Raw genomic sequence first — 21,890 nt, forward strand, 5'->3', positions numbered from 1 at the left:
TTATTTTGTGTTTGTTATTTTCTTCTTTAATATATAAATCAACGAACTACTGCCATTTTTATTCCTCAAGGTACGTAGGAAATAAACTCCACCCCGAATCAATCCTCGCAAACTGGCAAACGAATGTCCCATATTTTTCTCACTCAGCATAGATATATAGAAAGCATCGAAATACATCGGCTTGATTTCTATAATTTCGAACTGATGCCTGTTTGCAATGCGCTGAAAATCGGAAGAAGAGAAATGCCATAGGTGGCGGGGCACATCGTAGGCAGCCCAATATTCTTTATAGTATCTTGCATCAAACGATTCTTTATTGGGCAAGGCTATAACGAGAGTACCGTCATCTTTCAATATTTTTTGGAGATAGTCCAGTACACTGTTCAGATGTTCGAGATGCTCCAGCACATGCCACATCGTAATCACATCTTTTGTCTGGCAGGGGATCTCGTAAAGATATTCGGAATCCTGACAATCTATGCCGAATTTTTGTTTTGCATACTTTCTGGCCGATGCCGATTTCTCGATGCCTGTTACAATCCATTTCAGTTCTTTCATCCGATTTAGAAAGTAACCGGTTCCTGAACCTATATCGAGCAACATCCCTTTTTTACTGCCCGCATACTTGGTAACCAGCTTCGACTTCGATTTCAAAGCTATCTTGCGAGCCAGATGGTACAGACTGTTTATTATCCCCCGGTTTGTATCCGAGTGTGAAATATATTCAGGTGCTTCGTAATATTTTCCGATTTCATTTTCGACAGGAAAATCCTGAGTAAAAGCAAAACCACATCCATTACATTTATTGATTTCAAAGACTTCCTGTGTTGTAAGATAATCTTTACAGGATAGAAAAGGGTCAATTCCACGACTTCCGCAGACAGGACAAATTACAGTATGAACTTTCTTTATAGAGCTCTCCATTTTCTTTATAATACAAATTGCGTTCTATCTACTTCGTCAAAATTTTTAATTATCTGGCAATCCGACCAGTCTGTATAATCGTCATCATTTGAGTTTACGACAATTATTTTTCCGGCTTTTGCATTTCGTGCAGATTGCAATCCGGCTACAGCATCTTCGAATATAATGACATCCTCAGGTTGTTTGCCGATAATAGCCAAAGCATTCTGATATATCTGAGGATCGGGTTTTCCTTTTATCTTTCCGTTGTTATAAACAACCTTATCGTATTCGAACCATCGTGTAAGAGGAAGATGCTCGAAATAAAAATCGAGATTCTCTTTCCCTGAGGCAGTGGCGATGGTAAATGGTATCTTTTTATCTTTCAGGAAATCTAGAAAATCAGAAGCTCCGGGAGCTAATTGCATATCGGTTTGCAAACATAAATCCTGATACAGTCCTTCTTTTTCAAGCACATATTTTTGAATTTCAACGTCAGACAAGGGCTTATTAAATAATTCAACAAACAAATCTTTATTGTTTTTACCATGCATCTTCTTAAACTTGTCCTCATCGGATAAAAACAAACCATGTTTAGTCAGAAATATATCCCATGCTTTATTATGCAGCTTAGTATCCCAAAATAATGTTCCGTTAAAATCAAATATTACTCCCGAAAAATGCATTATACCATTTGTTAAGAATTCAGCCACAAATGTACGAAATACTTAGATATATAGATATTTGAAGAGATAACTATTATTATTTTTATACAATTCATCAAAACATTTGCTTTAACTTTGACGTTAGAGTAACAAAGCTAACTATAGTATTTAGACACTAATTAAATAAAGTAAACAATGAAAAAGAATCTTAAAGAAGCAATAGAAGGTCGTAGAACATATTACGCTATCAATGACAAGAGCCCTATTTCAGATGATCAGATAAAAGAAATTATAGACTTCGCTGTTTTGCATGTTCCATCATCATTCAACTCGCAATCTACAAGAGTAGTTCTCCTGTTGAATGATAATCACAAAAAACTGTGGGATATCGTAAAATCAGTATTGAAGAAGCTTGTTTCACCTGAAGCTTTTCCGGCTACAGAAGCGAAGATAGACGGTGCGTTCGCTGCAGGTCATGGAACAATTCTTTTCTATGAAGATACAGACGTTGTAAAAGGTTTGCAAGATGCATTCCCGGCATACAGCGAAAACTTCCCAGTGTGGTCTCAGCACACATCGGCAATGCACCAGTTTGCAATCTGGACAATGCTCGAAGAAGCAGGACTAGGCGCATCACTGCAACATTACAATCCGATAATTGATGAAGAAGTAGCAAAAGCATTCAACATCAGCCCTAAATGGAAACTGATAGCTCAAATGCCGTTTGGCACACCAACAAGCGAAGCAGGACCAAAGGAATTCCAACCGCTAGAAAGCAGAGTCGTAGTATTTAAATAAAAGGATAAATTCATTCTTTATCAAACAGAAGGAGCAGTAAAAACTGCTCCTTTTGTTTATATAGCTTAAGATCAAAATCTGTTTATTATAATTCTTCAAATCGCCCTTGGAAGAAACGAAGGAATTTAGGCTCGTACACCATCCTCAAGCCCCGGGCTTTATCCCGATCTTTAAACATCTCTATTATACTCCAAGCTGCTACATCGAAATGAGCCTGTGTATATACACGACGAGGAACAGTCAATCTTACTAATTCCAGCTCCGGATAATAGTGATCTCCTGTCTGTTTATTTCTTCCTGCCGATACAATTCCCCGCTCCATACCTCTCACTCCTGATTCTACATAAATATCCGCAGCCAATTTCTGCGCAGGAAATTGATCTTGAGGTATATGTGAGTAAAATTTCTTCGCATCAATAAATACACCGTGTCCTCCGATAGGCAACACAATCGGGATACCTGCTTCATGCAACAGATTACCGAAATATTCGACCTGACGAACACGTGAGGCGATCATATCATCCTGTACAGCTTCGATCAACCCCTGAGCCATCGCTTCCATATCCCTTCCGGCAAGACCTCCGTATGTTGGCATTCCTTCGTATACAACGATCAGGCTTCGTAAATCATCGTAAAGATCGGGATCGTTACACATAACCAATCCTCCGATATTTACATACAGGTCTTTTTTGGCACTGACTGTCGCAGCGTCGCTATAGGAGCAAAATTCACGATTTATATCCTCTACACTGCGATTCTTGTAACCCTCTTCGCGCTGTTGAATAAAATACGCATTCTCTATATTGCGTGTAGCATCCAACACAACTTTGATGCCATGCTTGTGAGACAGTTCCGATACGGCCTTCATGTTCGCCATACTCACAGGCTGCCCTCCCGCCATATTCACAGGGGCACCGACAGTAATGTAGGCTATATTTTTTGCGCCTTTTTCGTTAATCAGCCTCTCATATTTTTCGAGGTCTATGTTTCCCTTAAAAGGATGTGTGGACTGACTTCTGTGCGCCTCATCGATAATCACATCCACAAATGTTCCTCCTGCAATCTCCTGATGCTGACGTGTAGTCGTAAAATACATATTACCTGCTACATACTGTCCCGGAGTAATCATACATTTGCTTAGTAAGTTTTCGGCTCCACGACCTTGATGAGTAGGCAGAATATATTTGTAACCATAATATTTTTTACAAACTTCTTCCAAATAGTAGAAACTACGGCTCCCGGCATAGGCCTCATCTCCAATCATCATTCTCGACCATTGCATATCACTCATCGCATTCGTTCCGCTATCCGTCAACAAATCGATATAGACATCATCGGCATGGAGTAAAAAAGTATTCCATCCCGCTTCTTTCATACATTTCAAACGATGCTCCCTTGTTGTGGTTTTCAGGGGTTCTACTACTTTGATGCGATAGGGCTCTGCCCATGGTTTCTTTGAGAATGCCATATTCGTAGATTTTTGGTTAAAAGATTATTTATTGAAAAGAAAATAAAGCAAGGTTAACTAACTATTTGACAAATCAAATAGCACTACACTACAAATATAAAATAAAAACATCAAAAAGAAAATAGAATCAACCCTTATTTACTTACAAAATAACAGACATCAATCTTGTTCGCAAAGTTGATCATACATTTTTTTAAGACTCTTCAATATTTTCTTTTTATATAGGCTTATATTCCTCATAGCCAATAAAGAAGAGAAAGAACCACTAATAAATACAATAAGAAAAGCAGGAAAGAAGGCTTGATTCGTAACAACATCAAGAAAAGACCTGTTTATTGAATATACGAAAAAAGACAGATAGCATGGTAAAATCATCAAGATCGCAAAAAAGTAACGAACCGGATACATCTTTTGCGCTTTTGATATCTCATTTATCCGATACCTCAACCAATCTCTGAGAGGAAGACTCATCGTATTATAATTTATCTTATAGTGCGATCGGATGCCCGATACAACAAAGACAGCTACTACAAAGCATAGCACTATATTGTTTATTAGATAATAGGTATCATTCGCTCTTTTTATTCCGGCATATACCAGTAACACAAAAAGTGTAATTCCTACCGATATGGAAATATAATCGATAAAAGAATGTTTTCTCATCACTTTGACAACCTTCTTTTCTAGCAGCTTTTTGAGGTCTTCAGCAGACTGAGCCTCTATATTAGAGCTTCCTTTGTGCCATATATCTTGTAAATTATCCCTTTTCATAACCCATCTTAATTAAGTTGTCCTTCAAAACATTTTTTGCTCGGTTTATCCTAGTGCCGACATTGGATTTACTGATCCCTATGATTTCTGAGATTTCTTCATAGCTTTTCTCCTCCAAATAAAGTAGTATGATAGATTTGTCGATATCATTCAAATCATAAATAGCTGTCAACAGCATACTCATATCTTCATCTACAGCCCATTGCTTAGCCATATCAACATAAGCCTCATCGGGCAATTCTTCGCGGTACTGCATCCGGGAATCTTTTCTAATTCGTGATATAGAAGTATTGATAGATATTGAGTATATCCATGATACAACGTTCTCTCTATTTCGTAAAGATGCGTATGCCTTCCACATCTGATAAACAATTTCCTGAAAATTATCTTTCCGTTCATCTTCATGCCTAAAGTAGATAAGACTCACCTTATGCAGAATGGATTGATATTTTTCCAACATTTGTAGAAAGTTCTCTCTCAGATCATCCATATCATTATTGTCCTTTTACTATATAGTAGAAGTTACTTGAATTTTATTACAAGAAAACTATTTTTTATAAATAAAAAAACCGACACACCTCTTGAGGTATATCGGCTTATAGAAAAATATATTCTTCTTTATCCTATCTGACAACCCGGTTCTACATCTTTAGAAGGTGTGATAAGCGATAAATTACCCTGCCCATCTTCTACAGAAAGAATCATCCCTTGCGACTCTATTCCTTTTAGTTTCCGTGGTTCGAGATTTGCAATAAAACACACCTGTTTACCGACTAAATCTTCAGGCTTGTACCAAGCTGCTATTCCCGAAATAATGGTACGTTTACCCATGCCATCATCAATTAAGAATTGCAACAATTTATCAGCTTTAGGTACTTTTACACACTCCAATACTTTTCCAACACGAAGATCGAGCTTCGAAAAATCATCAAAAGCAACGTTTGGTTTCTGCGGAGCAATTTTTACTTCCACGGCCTGTTCATTTGCTTTTTTAGTATCCAAAAGTTTCTGTATTTGTTTTTCTATCGTTTCATCTTCTATTTTAGAGAACAGCAATTCCGACTCATTCAACGGATGCCCTACAGGCAGCAGATCAATGCGTCCTAGTTGATCCCATGTCAGGTTATCAACATTGATAAACCGGCGTATCTTTTTCACGCTGAATGGCAAGAACGGCTCGAAAGCAATTGCGAGATTGGCAGTAATCTGTAGAGATATATTCAATATTGTTTCTACACGTGCCATATCTGTTTTAACGACTTTCCAAGGCTCTGTATCTGCCAGATATTTGTTACCGATACGTGCCAGGTTCATGGCTTCTTTAAGCGCATCGCGGAAACGGTATGTATCGAGATAAGATTCGACTACAGCCTTTACGTCTGCAAACTCTTTAAGGGTTTCCTTATCATAGTCTGTCAGTTCATTCAACTGCGGTACTTTATTATCAAAATATTTTTGAGTAAGTACTAATGCGCGATTGATAAAGTTCCCCAAAATAGCAACAAGCTCATTGTTGTTGCGAGCCTGAAAATCTTTCCACATAAAGTCATTATCCTTCGTTTCGGGAGCATTAGACGTGAGCACATAACGAAGTATATCTTGTTGTCCCGGAAAATCTTCGAGATATTCGTGCAACCACACAGCCCAGTTTCGTGAAGTAGATATTTTATCTCCCTCCAGATTCAGAAATTCATTTGCCGGAACATTTTCAGGTAAAATGAAAGAACCTTCAGCCTTCAACATGGCAGGAAAAACGATACAGTGGAAAACAATATTATCTTTCCCGATAAAGTGTACCAATTTCGTATCTTCCGATTTCCACCATTTCTCCCAGCTATCAGGCAGCAATTCTATTGTATTAGAAATATATCCGATAGGAGCATCGAACCACACATAAAGCACTTTTCCTTTTGCATCGGGCAGTGGAATAGGCACACCCCAATCGAGGTCGCGACTTACGGCACGAGGTTGTAACCCCATATCCAGCCATGACTTACACTGTCCGTAAACATTCGATTTCCACTCTTTATGACCTTCGAGTATCCACTGACGAAGCCACGACTCGTGCTTGTCAAGAGGCAGGTACCAGTGTTTCGTTTCACGCATCACAGGAGTAGAACCTGATATTGTAGAGCGAGGATTTTTCAGATCGGTAGGGCTAAGCGACGTTCCGCACGACTCACACTGGTCTCCGTAAGCATTCGGATTGCCACAGTGAGGGCATTCGCCCATAATATAACGGTCGGCGAGAAACATCTGAGCTTCCGCATCATAATATTGTTCACTTGTTTTTTCTTCAAACGCTCCCTTATTATGCAACCTAAGGAAAAAGTCAGAAGCTGTCTTTTTATGAATATCAGAGCTTGTACGGGAATAAATATCAAAAGCTATTCCGAAATCTTCAAAAGATTTCTTGATAATTCCATGATACTTATCAACAATATCCTGAGGTGTAACTCCCTCTTTCTTTGCTCGGATGGTGATAGGCACACCATGCTCATCAGAACCACCTATATGTATTACATCTTCACCTTTAAGCCTAAGGTAGCGCACGTAAATATCGGCAGGAATATAAACTCCGGCAAGATGTCCGATATGTACAGGACCATTGGCATAAGGAAGGGCCGATGTAACAAGGGTTCTGTTGTATTTCTTGGTCATATATAGTAAGTTATTTTATATTTAGTTCCCGTAAGATGCATTTTCGTGGTGCAAAGATAGGAACTTAGAGACAAAAAATACAGTCCTTTATGATTTTTGTTTGGGGTTTTGTTTTATGATCAAAAACTCCGCTTTACTCTTTTTACTCTGTGGTAAAAAAGAAGCGGAGATTACTTTCATTAAAATTGAAACTCTTAACCTTACAAACCGAGCGTTTGCTTTAAGAGCCTATACCCATTCATACTAATCCTCACCTGCGAACCATCTTTGAGCTTTAGCAATTGGCTTTGTTTATTATACAACTCTATTTGCGCTATAAAATCGACATTTACGATACTGGAACGATGTACACGCACAAATTTATTAGAAGGTAAGAGGCTTTCGAAGGACTTCATCGTTTGCTCTTTGAGGAATTTACCTTTATCCGAGTATATCATTACATAATCTCCCTCTGCCTGTATATAAATTATATTGGAGACAGGGATTACCTCTATTCTTTGCCCATTTTTTACAGCGACACGCTCCAATTCTTCATTTGGTTTTATTTCTTCAGTCACGAGATTCTCTATATTATCATCTTCTGCAATAGGAAACTCATCCGTATTTTCATCTGAACTCTGTACATTAGACTTATATATATTATTGTAAAAAAGTATTGCAGACACATATACCAGCAAGCTTAAAACAATCCGAGTTGTAGAGATCGGCAACAATCCGATCCATTCCTCTTGAGGAAAAAGTGTATACAAAGCCAAAAGATCTGCTCCCAACCATAAAAACACGAACAATATAGCTAATGCCGTATAATTAACGACCTGTTGCTTAAAAGGCAAAGTAGCAAAGCGAGTATATTTTACAATCTCATACAATAAAAATAAAAGTATAGACAAAACAATCCCCGAGACACAAGCGTCAGCCCACAATACAGGCAAGGGAACCATCGCCAAAGGCTTCATACAGCCATATATAATAGCAGTAGTCAGCAATGCTATAAAAATGTACATTATGATTATCAAGCGACTCTTCATCCTAACGGCTATCTGTTTAATTTCGGATTTCTATATTGCCAAATATACTATTTGCCTCCATTATAACCCGTGCGCCATTTTCATTCTCCAAAGATTCGTCTTTATACAAACGTCTATCTTGGAAAGCACCTAAAACAGTAGAACTATCCACCTTTAATGTCCATTCTGAGGGGATATATACAACCAAGCTGCCAAATATCGCATTCAACTCTAAGTATGCTATATTTTCACCCAACTGAGCCTTACGCAAATCTAAGATCAACTCCCCGAAAATTACATTAGCCTCTCCTCCTTTAAAGTTTTGAGATAATATGATCTGCTCAGAGCCTCCGAAAATCATATTCTTTTCGAAAAAATCGGATTTATTATGTATTGCCTGAGCAGACTCGTGCCACTCATCAGTCTCTGCATTATATACTTTATTCCATCGCTCACCTTTTTTATTATCAGATGATCTCAACCAGTTTAATACTAAAACGGTACCCACTGTTATCGGTATTATTGGCCAGTATGTTCTGAAATCGATATCGAGATCAATGAAAATAGTGGGAAATGCAGAACTCAATTTGGGGTAGATAAAAAATAATCCAAAACCAATTGCCAAAAGTCCCTGTCCTAGTTTTCGTTTTACAACAAGAGACCATACCCCAACTCCGATCAATAACATCTGCCACGATATAAATATTGGTCTTAATACATCGGGAAGAATTCCCATATTAAAGAATAAGAAAAAACCTCCGACTAGAATTAGCAAAACGGCAAAACCGATACCGTCTTTATTTGATTTATCTCTTCTAGCTCTTTTAAAAAAATGTCTATCTTCTAAATTTCGTCTCATAATAAACTTATTTAATGTTATGATGTAAAATTAATCCGACCGGCATATATAAACAAGTAATAATCGATGAACGAATTCTATTTCCCGACAAACGAAAGATAAAAACTTGTAAACAAAAGAATCGGATATGAACCTTTACTACAGGCACTTGTTATATTCGAATATAAAAGTAAAGATTTAACACCAAACAAGTATCTTAAACCTTTATCTTTTTGCTTAGTCATAATAATTGCAAAACAATATTAGAAACAAATTAAATATAAACAATTAAAACAATAACATGATGAAACGAACTACACTCGCAGCGTTAACACTGCTTATGATGATGTGCTTATCTTTTGCTTCGGTAGCAAATGCACAAAGCAAACAAGAAAGAACCAAAATACTAGAACCCTATCCGGCAGCAAAAGAAGGAATGGTGAGACATGTGATTTATCTAAGTAAAAAGTCGGATGAATCTAAATTCAAGATAGAAATAGTTCCCGGAAAAGTAATGAGCGTGGATTGCAATGTGCATACCCTGATGGGTAAATTGGAAGAGAAAGATTTACAGGGATGGGGATATACTTATTACGAATTCACATCGGATGGAAAAACAGCCTCTACAATGATGGCATGTAATAAGCCGAACGAAAACAGATTTGTATCAAGTCAATCTCTTATTGTGAGATACAATAGCAAACTACCTATAGTGGTATACGCTCCGAAAGGTTATGAGATTAAATATCGAGTTTGGAAAGCAGGCAAAGACCAAAACTCTGAAATAAAATAAGATTGTTGATAATCGTCAAAACAGAGAGACAAGTCTATTTCGACCTGTCTCTTTTTTATAAAGGTCGTTATCGTCTTTTGTTACTTCCTAAAACAAATAAAACTTGTATAGGTATATAAATAACATTTTCTTAAAATATTTATAACTTTGCAACATAAACAAAAATCAGACTTATGTTAACGCTGAAAACAATTAGTGAGAATCCTGAGCTAGTGATTAAAAAGCTGGCTAAAAAACATTTCGATGGAAAAGAAATAATCGAAAAGGTATTGGAAATAGACCAGACAAGAAAGAGAACACAAACCTCTTTAGATTCTTGTTTGTCAGAATCCAATAATCTATCGAAACACATAGGACAACTAATGAAAGAAGGCAATAAGGCCGAAGCTGAGATTGCAAAAAACAGAGTAGCTGAAATAAAAGAACAAAGTAAAGTTCTCGAAGATACACTTCGCCAAGCAGAACAAGATCTACAAGAATTGCTTGTTCTTATCCCTAACCTTCCATCGGACGAGGTTCCTGAAGGAAGAGTAGCCGAAGACAATGTTGTAGAAAAAACCGGAGGTATTATACCTGAACTGGGAGAAGATGCGCTTCCACATTGGGACTTGGCTAAAAAATATGATCTTATCGATTTCGAACTTGGCGTAAAGATTACAGGAGCGGGATTTCCGGTATATAAAGGAAAAGGAGCACGCTTACAACGTGCATTAATAAACTATTTCCTTGACAAAGCTCGTGAATCCGGATATCTGGAAGTACAGCCACCTTATGTAGTAAATGCTGCTTCGGGTTATGGTACAGGTCAGTTGCCGGATAAGGAAGGACAAATGTATCATGCTACGTTGGATGATTTGTATCTGATACCTACAGCCGAAGTTCCTGTAACAAATATATATCGTGACGTTATTCTCGAAGAAAAAGATCTGCCGATTATGAATACGGCATATTCTGCTTGTTTCCGTCGCGAGGCAGGTTCGTACGGGAAAGATGTTCGTGGATTGAATCGTTTACACCAGTTCGACAAAGTTGAAATTGTTCGTATCGACAAACCTGAGCACTCTTACGACTCTTTGAAGGAAATGGTTGCGCATGTTCAGTCACTCGTTGATGAGCTTGAATTGCCTTGGCGCATACTTCGTCTATGTGGAGGGGATATGAGTTTCACTTCTGCCCTTACATTTGACTTTGAGGTATTCTCGGCAGCACAAAAACGTTGGCTCGAAGTAAGTTCGGTATCCAATTTCGAAAGCTATCAGGCAAACCGTCTGAAATGCCGCTATCGGGATACAGACAAAAAGATACAGCTGGCTCATACTCTGAACGGCAGCGCATTAGCTTTACCCCGCATTGTTGCAGCATTGTTAGAAAACAATCAGACCGATGCAGGTATTCGCATACCGAAAGTATTGGTGCCATATACAGGTTTTGAATTTATTAATTAAAGTGAAAATCATACTATTTGCCACAAAAAATCGTTATACTAAATGGTAATGTATTAATTTTGCGTCAAATGCTAAATCTAACATATTAAAATAAAGGATATGAATAAAAAATTAATTGGAATTGGATTAGCTCTGGCTTTCCTTATTGCATTTGGATCTTGTAAACCTAAACAAAGTGCATATAAGTCGGTATATGAAGCTGCGAAAGAAAGAGAAATGGAAGAGAACTCAGTATCTTCAACTCCTGTTTCGAAACCAGCGACTACGACTCCTAGCTACAGTAGCGAAACCGTTAGAAAAGAAAAAGTTACCCCGGTATACGAAAGTGATGCTAATGGGTTGAAAGCTTACAGTGTAGTTGTTGCTGCAATGGCAATGAAACCGGGAGCTGAATCTTTGAAAGAAAGATTTGGAAACGACGGTTACAATATAATATTGGTTCGCAACGATCAGGGAATGTACCGTGTTATTATAGCAAGTTACGACTCAAAGGAACAAGCTGTAGCTAAAAAGAATGAAATCCTCGAAAAATATCATGCAATGGGAGATGTATCTGCTCTAAAAAGCAAATACGGAATTCCATTCAACGATTGGTGGATATTACAGCGAGAATATTAAACGAATATAAAAGGAGAGCCTAACTGCTCTCCTTTTTTTATCTCCATAGCTAAAGTAAATGCCATCTAAACACCTTTACTTTTAACTTTTAGTGTATTAATTAAACGTCTTTTTTTATATCTTTGCATAGTAATATCGATATCGTTTTACTAAACAAACATCTAAGAATGAAGATAATCTACACAACTTTACTACTATCAATTATTATGTTTGTATCCTCTTGTGGATCACAGGAAAAATCTATTGCTAAATTTTATCGGGAGGCAAACAATCAGATGAAAGGAGAAAGCTTCTTAATCGAAGAAAGCAAAAATACTTCGGGTAAAGAAACGAAAAGTAGTAGCGAATCAATAAACTATACGGCCGAATCGGCTTATATGGCTCAGGTAAAAGCTACCTATGAACATTATAAAGTAAATCATGATGATTCGGAATATGCAAATGGAGATGTATATCTGGAAGCTGCAAAACGCAGACAGGCTCTTATCGATCAATGTCCTGATTGTCCGAAAAAGACCTCTGTTGTAGTACCAATAACATCACCCGCTAATTCTCAATCGCAAGGAGGACAAACAAGCGAGACATCGGTTGGAGAACCTGAAAGCTCAGTTTTTTTTGCGCACTTACTCGATACAGACAAGAAAATACTCAAAACGGAAGAATTATCTTACTTAAATAAAGAAGATAAAGCAAAGCTTAAAAAATATAGTGTAGTAATAGCTTCACTAACGAATAAATATAACGGATCAGAACACCTAAAAAAAACGTTAGGGACGAAAGAGTCTTTAATCGTAGTAAAAAACACTTCCGGTATATATTATGTTATTATCGGAACGTATGACTCGGAACAAGAAGCTTTGAATAAAATAAAGACAGTGGAAGAACAGTATAATGCACGAAAGTCTTCTGCACAATTATTGAAAACATACAGAATACCATTAACAGATTTATGGATTCTACGAAAATAATGTAAACAAAGATATTTGATAAGGATGAAGATAAAGTTCTTAGGAACAGGAACATCCACAGGAGTCCCTGAAATTGGCTGCAAATGTGAGGTATGCACCTCTAATAACATAAAAGACAGACGCCTGCGAGCGTCTGTTTTATTGAATATAGGTGATAAGCGAATTCTTATCGATTGTGGTCCTGATTTCCGGGAGCAAATTATTCATGAGGAATTTTCGCACATTCACGGAGTAATACTCACCCACGAACATTATGACCATGTGGGCGGATTAGATGATTTACGTCCTTTCTGTAGATTCGACGATGTAGATATATACTCAAACGCCATTACCTTAGATGCACTAAAAAGAAGAATCCCCTACTCTTTCAGGGAGCACCGCTACCCCGGAGTTCCCACGTTCAGGCTTCACGAAGTTAGTCATGAAGCGTCTTTTTGTATAGGGGATATTGAGATACAACCTATAAAAATCATGCATCACATGCTGCCTATTTTAGGTTACCGAATCAACAACTTCGCTTATCTCACTGATGTAAAGCATATACCTGAAGAAGAATACTATAAATTAAAAAACTTGGATACCTTAGTTATTAGTTCTCTACGTATCGACAAGCATATATCTCATTTAAATCTAATAGAAGCTTTGGAAGAGATAAAGAAAATATCTCCTAAAAAAGCTTATCTGACACACATGTCTCACCAAATGGGATTACATGATAAGGTACAAGCCATATTGCCTCCAAATGTATACTTGTCGTACGACGGGCTTGAAATCAATATATAATACAAGGTTATACAACGAAGATTAATAGTATCATAGACCTCGTTAGATTTATTTTTATTCTTGAACAGAATATTACTTAACGAGGACATTAAAAATACACAAGGGTATATCGATATATATATTAAAAACTTTTTATTTGATAGCCTTCTATTTTAAAGATTTTATTATATTTAGAAAATCTTTAGGCCTAACGTGTAAAATAAATACTGAAGAAAAACATTGGAATTATTTATATCAGGAATGCATGCACAATCAAATGAATACCGAGTTAATATTACTACAATACAATTAAGGGGTTTTATGTCAACCGTTTTTATATTCAGAATATTATAAAAGTTTAAATCTCGAACGATTTAACTATATTTTTACAATATTATCTCTTATTTTTGTAAAATTAAATGCTCTAAATTCTTTGTTCTTCAAATACTCTGTTAGGCTATATAACTATAAGATAATTTAGTTCCTCTAACTCATGAAGAAACATATTCATGGATACTTTGTTATTCGTGTAATGCACTAAAACCACCATACAATTCGAGAATGAAACAATCAACCACCTTAGTTCTTATTTGCTGGTTATCTGTATTTTCAATTCTGAGTTCATATGCTGCATATGGGGCTCACAGAGTCGGAAACCTTGACCTGTCAAATAACGCTGTATTATGTATGTACCAAGATCAAAATGGATATATGTGGTTTGGTACATATGATGGCCTTAATCTATACAATGGAAAAAACCTTTATGTGTATCGGTTCGAACTAGACAACGAATATTCACTTTGCAGCAATATCATACATAAAATTTCGCAAGCAGATGCTGACCATTTGTGGATATCAACTTTTCTTGGACTTAACAGATTCTCGTTAAAAGACAGGCGAGTAACAGAGTCTCACCCCGAATGTCCCGAAGCGAAGCTTTTAGCGGCAGATAGTCAAGGCAATACATGGGTTATATGCAAACGAGGATATATTTCCTATTATTCATCATCTTCCGACTTGAAAAGGTTCCAAGATATCCATCTCCCTGAGGCTGACACTGAAAGTATAAAAGATATTTTCTTTACTAAGAATGATAAACTTTATTTGATTACAAACAATGGGAAACTTCTGAATATTGAATATTTAAAGAAGCAAGATTCGGATATAAAACTAAAAACTCATGAAATAACAATGCATGATAAAAATATAGATTATGCATCTTATGAGAACAATAAGATTTACTTCGTTGATAAAGATCAAAAGCTATACCTATATGACATAATTGCTTCAAAAAAAATAGTATTATCAGATATATCGCAACTTACAGCCAAAAATGGCGGTATAGCAAGAATAACATCGTTCAAATATGACGTATATATCGCGTTTAAAAACAATGGCGTAGTAAAATTGAATATAGAAGACCACTATAGGCCGGAAGTTATAACTAGCGGGATAGGTGTTTTTTGCTTATTAAAGGATAATAAACAAGATATACTATGGCTTGGAACAGATGGCAAAGGTGTAGAAATGTTCTATCAGAATCACGATATGTTTGGGAATATACTGCTCGAACATTTGCCATTCGACAGCCAAAAACCTGTTCGTTCGATATATACCGACGAACACAACAATCTTTGGGTAGGCACAAAAGGTGACGGTATTTTTCTGATTAAGAATTACGATAAGTTGAATAATTTAAAAATTCCATCATCGGAAATAATCCATTACACAACAACCGAAGGGTTAGTCAGCAACCTTGTATTCTGTTTTTTACGAAGCAAGAAGAAAGACATAATCTGGTTAGGGACAGAAGGCCCAGGACTTTCTTATTATTCATACAAAGACAATAAAATAAAGACAGCGATAAATAAGACTCCGAACACAATAGGTAAAGTTCATTCAATATGTGAAGTAAATGATTCCACATTATGGATGGCCACAGCCGGAAATGGCTTATTGGAGGTTGTTGTTGACAATCAGGCTCCAACAGTTGAAGTTAAATCGATAAATGCCTTCTTCCCGAAGAAAAACGATAAGACATGCAACGAGTTCCATTCTATGACTTATGACGGAAAATCAACATTATTTATAGGGAATAGAGGTGGTTATGGAGTAACACGATTTAACATCACGAACAAACAATACGAATTTATTCCCATCAATAAAGCAGAAAGTACTGCTATTGGTGATGTATTAAGTGTTTATCAGAGTAAAGACTCTGTGTTTTATTTCGGAGCAAGCTCAGGCCTAACTCAAATGCAGTTTTTTAAAAACGGAAATCATACAATCAAGCAATTTGACAGAAAAAGTGGCATTATAAATGATATGATACACGGAATACTCGAAGATAAAGAAGGCTGCATATGGCTAAGTACAAATAAAGGACTGGCTAAGTATAATCCGCATAACGACTTTTTCCACAACTATACATTTCCTGATCTAAAAGTTTTTGAGTTTTCTGATGATGCCTACTGGCATTGCCCATATACAGGGCGACTTTTCTTTGGTGGCATAAACGGACTCACATGGCTAGAGCCGGGATATAGTTTTGAGAATAGCTATAGACCTGATCTTTATTTCTTTGGATTAAAAATATCAGGAGAAGATCGTCCTTTGTCAAATTACATTAACAACAGCACTAAGTATCTCGAAATCCCTGCTAATGTTGCAGCCTTTACGCTCTCATTTATAGCGGTAGACTATATCGATGGAGAAAACTACGAATATTCTTATATGCTGGAAGATTACAATAATGAATGGACAGATTTACAAAAGTCAAATGAGATAACATTCACCAATCTGCCTTCGGGAGAGTATGTTTTGAAAGTTAGATATAAGAACGATGTGTTCAATTCCGATGAAAGATTCTACACCCTCCATATAAAAAAATTACCCCCTTGGTATTTCACCACATGGGCAATAGTTGGATATGCATGCTTATTCTTACTTGTTTGCGCATATATCATTTATATGATTCGCAAAAAAATAATAAACAAGCAAATACAACTAGCGAATAAAATAGAAGAAGAACAAAAAGAGAAGTTGATAGAAGCTAAACTAGACTTCTTCACAAATGTTACTCATGAGTTTTGTACTCCGCTAACTCTTATAAATGGAGTGACCGATCGTATAGAGAAAACCCCAAATATGGATAATAACTTTCATAAGTATATCGAGATCTTACGTAACAATGTCGATAATCTGAACGAGCTTATCCAAGAAATACTCGATTTCAGAAAATTAGAAGAATCCAAATACAACCTCCATATAATAAAAAATGCTCCTGTTGCCCAACAAATAAGGAAACAGTCTGAGTCATTCTTTTCTATTGCCGAGCAAAATAAAATACGATTCAACCTGAAAGTGTCAGATAAGCTGCTTTGGAATACAGATATAATATGTTTCAATAGAATATACACCAACCTTGTATCCAATGCATTTAAATATACAAAAGAAGGTGGAGAAGTCAAAGTTACCTTAATGACAGACAACGATACCTTAACCCTAAAAGTATACAACACTGGGAAGGGAATTGAGGCTTCTAAAATTCCGATTATATTTGATCGCTATAGCATCCTTGAAGAAATAGGGAGTGACAACCAATACTCTCGTACATCGTCACGGAATGGAATAGGGCTGTCTATTTGCCAAAGCCTTGTTGAACTATTACAAGGAAGCATAAAAGTAGAAAGTGAAGTAAATAGATATGCGGAATTTATTGTGGAGCTACCTCAACTGGAACTAAAAGAAGTACCTGTTGCTACTCTTCAAGAACCTGTAAATGTTCTACCGGATGACAATTCAGGCAAGGGTTCTAAACCGATAATACTCGTTGTAGATGACAATGAGGATATAATATGGCTCATCAATGATATTTTATCAGACGAATATATTATCAAAGGAGCTAACAATGCAAACGAAGCACTTAAACAAATAGAAAGCCAAATGCCGGAACTGATCATCACTGATATCATGATGCCTGAAGTGAGTGGGCTGGAACTGATAAACCAAATAAAATCGGACAAAATAACCAGACACATTCCTTTGGTTATCATTTCAGCAAAGATTAGTGACGCAGATCAATCTGAAGGACTAGATGTTGGGGCAGATGCATATCTTACAAAACCATTTTCTCCACTCTTTTTACGCTCTGTGATAAATCGTCTCCTAAATACGAAGAAAAAACTAAAAGACTATTACTATTCACCCGAAAGTGCACTTGAGTATTCGGATGGACAAGTAATACATCAGGAAGATAAAGAGTTTATGGAGTCCGTTATTTCGATAATAGACAGTAATATCGAAGAGGAGAACCTTAGACCGGAGTTAATAGCAGAAAAGCTTGGTACAAATACACGAAATCTGTACAGAAGATTCAAGAAAATTACATCACTTACACCGAGTGATTTTATAAAAGATTACAGATTTACTTGTGCGGCGAAATTATTAATCACAACAAACCTCACTATTCAAGAAATTATATATAAGGTGGGGATAAATAACAAATCCTACTTCTATAGGGAGTTCTCAAAAAAATACAATATGACCCCTAAGGAATACAGGCAGCAAAAATAACAAGACAGACTGAATAGTATCCTAAAAAACCAAAAAGGTATCCTAGTTTACACCGTGTAAATAAGGATACCTTTTTCAGCTTTTAAGATAAAGAAATAAACATACATAAATATTAACATTGCATGTTCCTTATTGGAATAAACATTAAAATAGCTCAGAGGGATTCTTAGAGACATTATACAAAATAAGAATTGCCCATGGAAAACAGAAAGACATAAAACATCGATTATCAACCTAGAAATTTTAAAGACTTACAGATAGGTAAAAGGTTTATAAAACAACTTTCAGGTATATCAAGACAAAGGAAAATACATTACACTCCCTATAATATTAACCTCTAAAACCTAGAATTTATGTAACATTCATTAAAACCAACTCATTTTAAATTCAAAACAGAGACAAATGTCTCAAATAACTAATTACAAGTTAACTTAATAAAAATCATATTATGAGAAAAAAATCTGCAAGTAATACTTCTAAAAGTTACTACAAGGATTATGTCAGAAAGGCACTTTTTCTATTTCTTTCTCTCATGATCTTTCAGTACTCATCTGCTTCAGCTCCTGCAGCCGTAAAGGATGCAAATGAAAGCAAAAGCATTGAACAGAGTAACATCACTGTGAAAGGCACAATAAAAGATGAAACCGGCGAGCCATTAAGCGGCGTAAGCATTGTTGTAAAAGGTACTACAACAGGAACAATATCTGATTTGGACGGTGCATATACTATCACTGTACCAAACTCTAATTCTACTCTTGTATTTTCTTTTATAGGATTCCATACACAAGAAATAGTTGTAGGAGGAAAAACAAATATTAATGTCATCTTAGTAGAAGATGCTAAAGCCTTGGAAGAAGTAGTAGTAGTAGGTTACGGTACAATGCGTAAATCGGATGTAACCGGATCTATTGCAAGCGCCAAAGGATCGGACATAGTTAAAGCGCAAACATTCAACGCCCTTGATGGACTAAAAGGGAAAGCATCAGGTGTGAATATCTTCAGTAACTCCGGACAACCAGGTGCTGTTTCTCGTATAATTATCCGTGGGGTAAGTACCATCAAAGCTAATACAAATCCATTGTTTGTAGTAGACGGTGTGGTTATGGAAGCTGATGCATTCAATAGGCTTAATCCAAATGACATAGAAAATATTGAAGTATTGAAGGATGCGTCTTCGGCTGCCATATATGGAGCACGTGGAGCTAATGGGGTAATACTCGTAACTACAAGACGTGGAGATATGGGAACTGAAGGAACAACACTAAGATATGATGGATCTGTAAGCTTCGCTAATGTATCACGTTACATGGAAACATTAAGTGCATCCCAATGGCAAGAAGCCTTTATGATTGGCTTGAAAAACGCTAATACATATAAAGGTACGGCTTATTCATTGAATATGGCAGACCATTTTACCGACTCCCGTTATTTTGACTCAAATGGTAAAGCATTATATAATACCGATTGGCAAAAAGAAGCTACACGTACAGCTGTTTCTCACAATCATCAGTTGAGTATCCAACAATCAACTAAAAAATCATCTGTAGGTGCTTTCTTAAACTTTACCGATCAACAAGGTCTTTTACTTAACTCATACATGAAGCGTGTAAACGCAAAAATGACATTTGATGCTAATCCTACAAAATGGTTAACTACTGGTATCAATTTGATGGTAAACCATTCATGGGGTAATAATGCAGACCACGGAGACGGAGGGCAAAACGCACTTCGTACGATGATAGAAATGCCGGCATGGTATCCTATTAAGAATCCTGATGGATCATGGGCTGATAACAATTCAGCATCTTTCAAACCTGTAGTGAAATACCTAGACAATCCGGCAACAGTAACGAACGAATATCAAGAACGACTATTTTCTGCTGAAGATGGAGCAAACCCTGTTCACTTCCTTAAATCCGTAATTCGCAAACAATATCGTACGCACATATTTGGAAATGCTGCCTTCACGTTCCATCTTATGCCAGGTTTGGATTTATTAACTCAACTTGGAGTAAGTAACAATCAAAACACAAATCGTGAATACGGACCTCGCGACGTACATGACTTTGGTAAAGGAGATCAGGGTAATGCTTATCAAAGTAATTCCCATAATCTGTATTGGCAAGAAGAGACATACCTAACATACAAAAAGGTATTCGGAGATCACCGTATCAATGCAATGGCTGGTTTATCTTGGACAGAAAATGAGTACGAATATTTTACAGCGAATGCTAAAACTTTTGCTGATGATTTCTATGACTATCACAATATGGGCGCGGGAACTAAGCCTTCATCAGTAACTTCAGGTCATGAGCGCTGGGCTATGAACTCTTATTTCTTACGTGCAGGCTATACTATGAAAGACAAATATATGGCAACCGTGACAGCTCGTTATGATGGATCATCAAAGTTTGGTAAGAATAATAAATATGCATTTTTCCCTTCTTTAGGGTTAGGTTGGTTGGCTTCTAACGAAGATTTCTTAAAAGATAATAGCATAATTAGTATGCTGAAGTTGCATTCAAGTTATGGTATATTAGGAAATAGCGAAATAGGCGTGTATAACTCATTGGCTACTATTGGACAAGGAACTACAGTAATTGGTGGAGAAAAAGTTACTACTGCTTATTTAAGCAGACTTGCAAACAAAGATCTAAAATGGGAAAAAACAGCTCAATTTGATGCTGGTATCAACCTAGGTTTATTCAAAGATCGTTTGGTATTTGATGTATCTTATTATCACAAATATACAAGTGATTTATTATATGATCGGCCATTACCATATTCTACAGGATTCTCTACTATGACTGCAAATATTGGAGAAGTATCAAATCAAGGTCTTGACCTAATGGTAACAGCTTATCCGATTAGAAGTAACGATATTTCATGGAGTAGTACATTGAATGTGAACTATAATAAGAATAAAGTAGAAAAAATCGGATTGAATAATGAAACAATATGGAATAACTGGGGAACACTAAAAGTAGGTGAGTCTTTATCTTCATTTGGCGGTTATGAATGGCTAGGCATAAGCGATTCGGGAGACAATATCGGACGTAGTATTATTGCTACTGAAAGAACTATCTTAGGCAAAGGATTGCCTGATTGGACCGGTAGCTTTACCAATACATTCAACTATAAGAACTTTGATTTAACTGTCGATTTCCAATTTACATTAGGTGTAGATGTTTTACAAGATTTCTTACACTCTACTCAATCTCGTTTTTTAACATCAGGTCTTTCTACTATCTTAACTGATGCTTGGTCTCCAGAAAACAAGAATACAAAAGTACAGATGATTTTCAACCGTCAGTATGGTGATAGCTACACTGATCAGAACTTCAACTCTTCGTGGTTAGCTGATGGTTCATATTTACGTTTGAGTCTAATACAGTTAGGTTATACATTAGATAAATCTGTAGCAGCTAAACTTGGTCTTAAAGGATTACGAGTGTATGGTACTGCAAATAATGTATTCTTATTGTGCTCTGATGAATTTAAAGGATATGATCCTGAATCCTCTTCTAAAGGTACGTCACAATGGGGACAAAACGTAATGTTCTTTGCCTATCCAAAAGCTCGTACATTCACATTGGGAGCAAGTATAACATTCTAATA

General features: G+C 36.4%; 16 protein-coding genes. 8 read left to right on the top strand and 8 right to left on the bottom strand.

Features of this window, described 5'->3' with window-relative positions; translation table 11 throughout:
- Entirely contained in the window at positions 1-924 is a 924-nt protein-coding gene (locus PKC55_RS05125) for a class I SAM-dependent methyltransferase (protein WP_291125012.1), read from the bottom strand.
- A 5-nt stretch (positions 925-929) separates the two neighbouring features.
- The gene (locus tag PKC55_RS05130) at positions 930-1,616 is read right to left on the bottom strand and encodes an HAD family hydrolase (RefSeq protein ID WP_291125015.1); all 687 of its coding nucleotides are present in this window, start codon (positions 1,614-1,616) and stop codon (positions 930-932) included.
- Positions 1,617-1,763: 147 nt separating this feature from the next.
- Between PKC55_RS05130 and PKC55_RS05135 the strand changes: the two genes are divergently transcribed.
- Positions 1,764-2,366: a nitroreductase family protein gene (locus PKC55_RS05135; RefSeq protein WP_135103728.1), complete on the top strand. Its 603-nt coding sequence runs from the start codon at positions 1,764-1,766 to the stop codon at positions 2,364-2,366.
- Positions 2,367-2,451: 85 nt separating this feature from the next.
- Here PKC55_RS05135 and PKC55_RS05140 read toward each other — a convergent pair whose 3' ends face one another.
- The 6 genes from PKC55_RS05140 to PKC55_RS05165 all read right to left on the bottom strand — a co-directional run bounded on the left by PKC55_RS05140 (position 2,452) and on the right by PKC55_RS05165 (position 9,132).
- Positions 2,452-3,834, bottom strand: coding sequence for a tyrosine phenol-lyase (locus PKC55_RS05140; protein ID WP_291125020.1), 1,383 nt, complete (start codon positions 3,832-3,834; stop codon positions 2,452-2,454).
- A 159-nt stretch (positions 3,835-3,993) separates the two neighbouring features.
- Positions 3,994-4,605: a hypothetical protein gene (locus tag PKC55_RS05145; protein WP_291125023.1), complete on the bottom strand. Its 612-nt coding sequence runs from the start codon at positions 4,603-4,605 to the stop codon at positions 3,994-3,996.
- Positions 4,592-5,095 (bottom strand): RNA polymerase sigma factor, encoded by a 504-nt coding sequence (locus PKC55_RS05150; protein ID WP_135103725.1) that lies wholly within the window; start codon positions 5,093-5,095, stop codon positions 4,592-4,594. Before PKC55_RS05150 ends, PKC55_RS05145 begins: the two co-directional genes overlap by 14 nt.
- Before the next feature lie 128 nt (positions 5,096-5,223).
- Entirely contained in the window at positions 5,224-7,266 is a 2,043-nt protein-coding gene (metG, locus tag PKC55_RS05155) for a methionine--tRNA ligase (protein ID WP_324372140.1), read from the bottom strand.
- Between the two features lie 200 nt (positions 7,267-7,466).
- Positions 7,467-8,270 (bottom strand): LytR/AlgR family response regulator transcription factor, encoded by an 804-nt coding sequence (locus tag PKC55_RS05160; RefSeq protein ID WP_291125031.1) that lies wholly within the window; start codon positions 8,268-8,270, stop codon positions 7,467-7,469.
- A gap of 40 nt (positions 8,271-8,310) precedes the next feature.
- Positions 8,311-9,132, bottom strand: coding sequence for a LiaF transmembrane domain-containing protein (locus tag PKC55_RS05165; RefSeq protein ID WP_252637577.1), 822 nt, complete (start codon positions 9,130-9,132; stop codon positions 8,311-8,313).
- 280 nt (positions 9,133-9,412) lie between these two features.
- Between PKC55_RS05165 and eco the strand changes: the two genes are divergently transcribed.
- From eco to PKC55_RS05200, 7 genes are all read left to right on the top strand, one after another.
- Complete coding sequence (gene eco, locus PKC55_RS05170; protein WP_291125034.1) at positions 9,413-9,904, top strand: serine protease inhibitor ecotin; 492 nt, start codon at positions 9,413-9,415, stop codon at positions 9,902-9,904.
- A gap of 173 nt (positions 9,905-10,077) precedes the next feature.
- On the top strand, positions 10,078-11,349 hold the full coding sequence (serS, locus tag PKC55_RS05175) for a serine--tRNA ligase (protein WP_324372145.1): 1,272 nt from the start codon (positions 10,078-10,080) through the stop codon (positions 11,347-11,349).
- Positions 11,350-11,448: 99 nt separating this feature from the next.
- Positions 11,449-11,967 carry an SPOR domain-containing protein gene (locus PKC55_RS05180; RefSeq protein ID WP_135103720.1) on the top strand — a complete coding sequence of 173 codons (519 nt, stop codon included), beginning with the start codon at positions 11,449-11,451 and terminating at the stop codon, positions 11,965-11,967.
- Between the two features lie 167 nt (positions 11,968-12,134).
- Positions 12,135-12,935 carry a hypothetical protein gene (locus tag PKC55_RS05185; RefSeq protein WP_291125037.1) on the top strand — a complete coding sequence of 267 codons (801 nt, stop codon included), beginning with the start codon at positions 12,135-12,137 and terminating at the stop codon, positions 12,933-12,935.
- A gap of 24 nt (positions 12,936-12,959) precedes the next feature.
- Entirely contained in the window at positions 12,960-13,718 is a 759-nt protein-coding gene (locus PKC55_RS05190; protein WP_291125040.1) for an MBL fold metallo-hydrolase, read from the top strand.
- A 540-nt stretch (positions 13,719-14,258) separates the two neighbouring features.
- Entirely contained in the window at positions 14,259-18,272 is a 4,014-nt protein-coding gene (locus PKC55_RS05195; protein WP_291125044.1) for a hybrid sensor histidine kinase/response regulator transcription factor, read from the top strand.
- Positions 18,273-18,720: 448 nt separating this feature from the next.
- Positions 18,721-21,888 (top strand): SusC/RagA family TonB-linked outer membrane protein, encoded by a 3,168-nt coding sequence (locus PKC55_RS05200; protein WP_283686201.1) that lies wholly within the window; start codon positions 18,721-18,723, stop codon positions 21,886-21,888.
- The last annotated feature ends 2 nt before the right edge of the window (positions 21,889-21,890 follow it).

The organism is Dysgonomonas sp., from assembly GCF_035323175.1.
GTDB lineage: Bacteria > Bacteroidota > Bacteroidia > Bacteroidales > Dysgonomonadaceae > Dysgonomonas.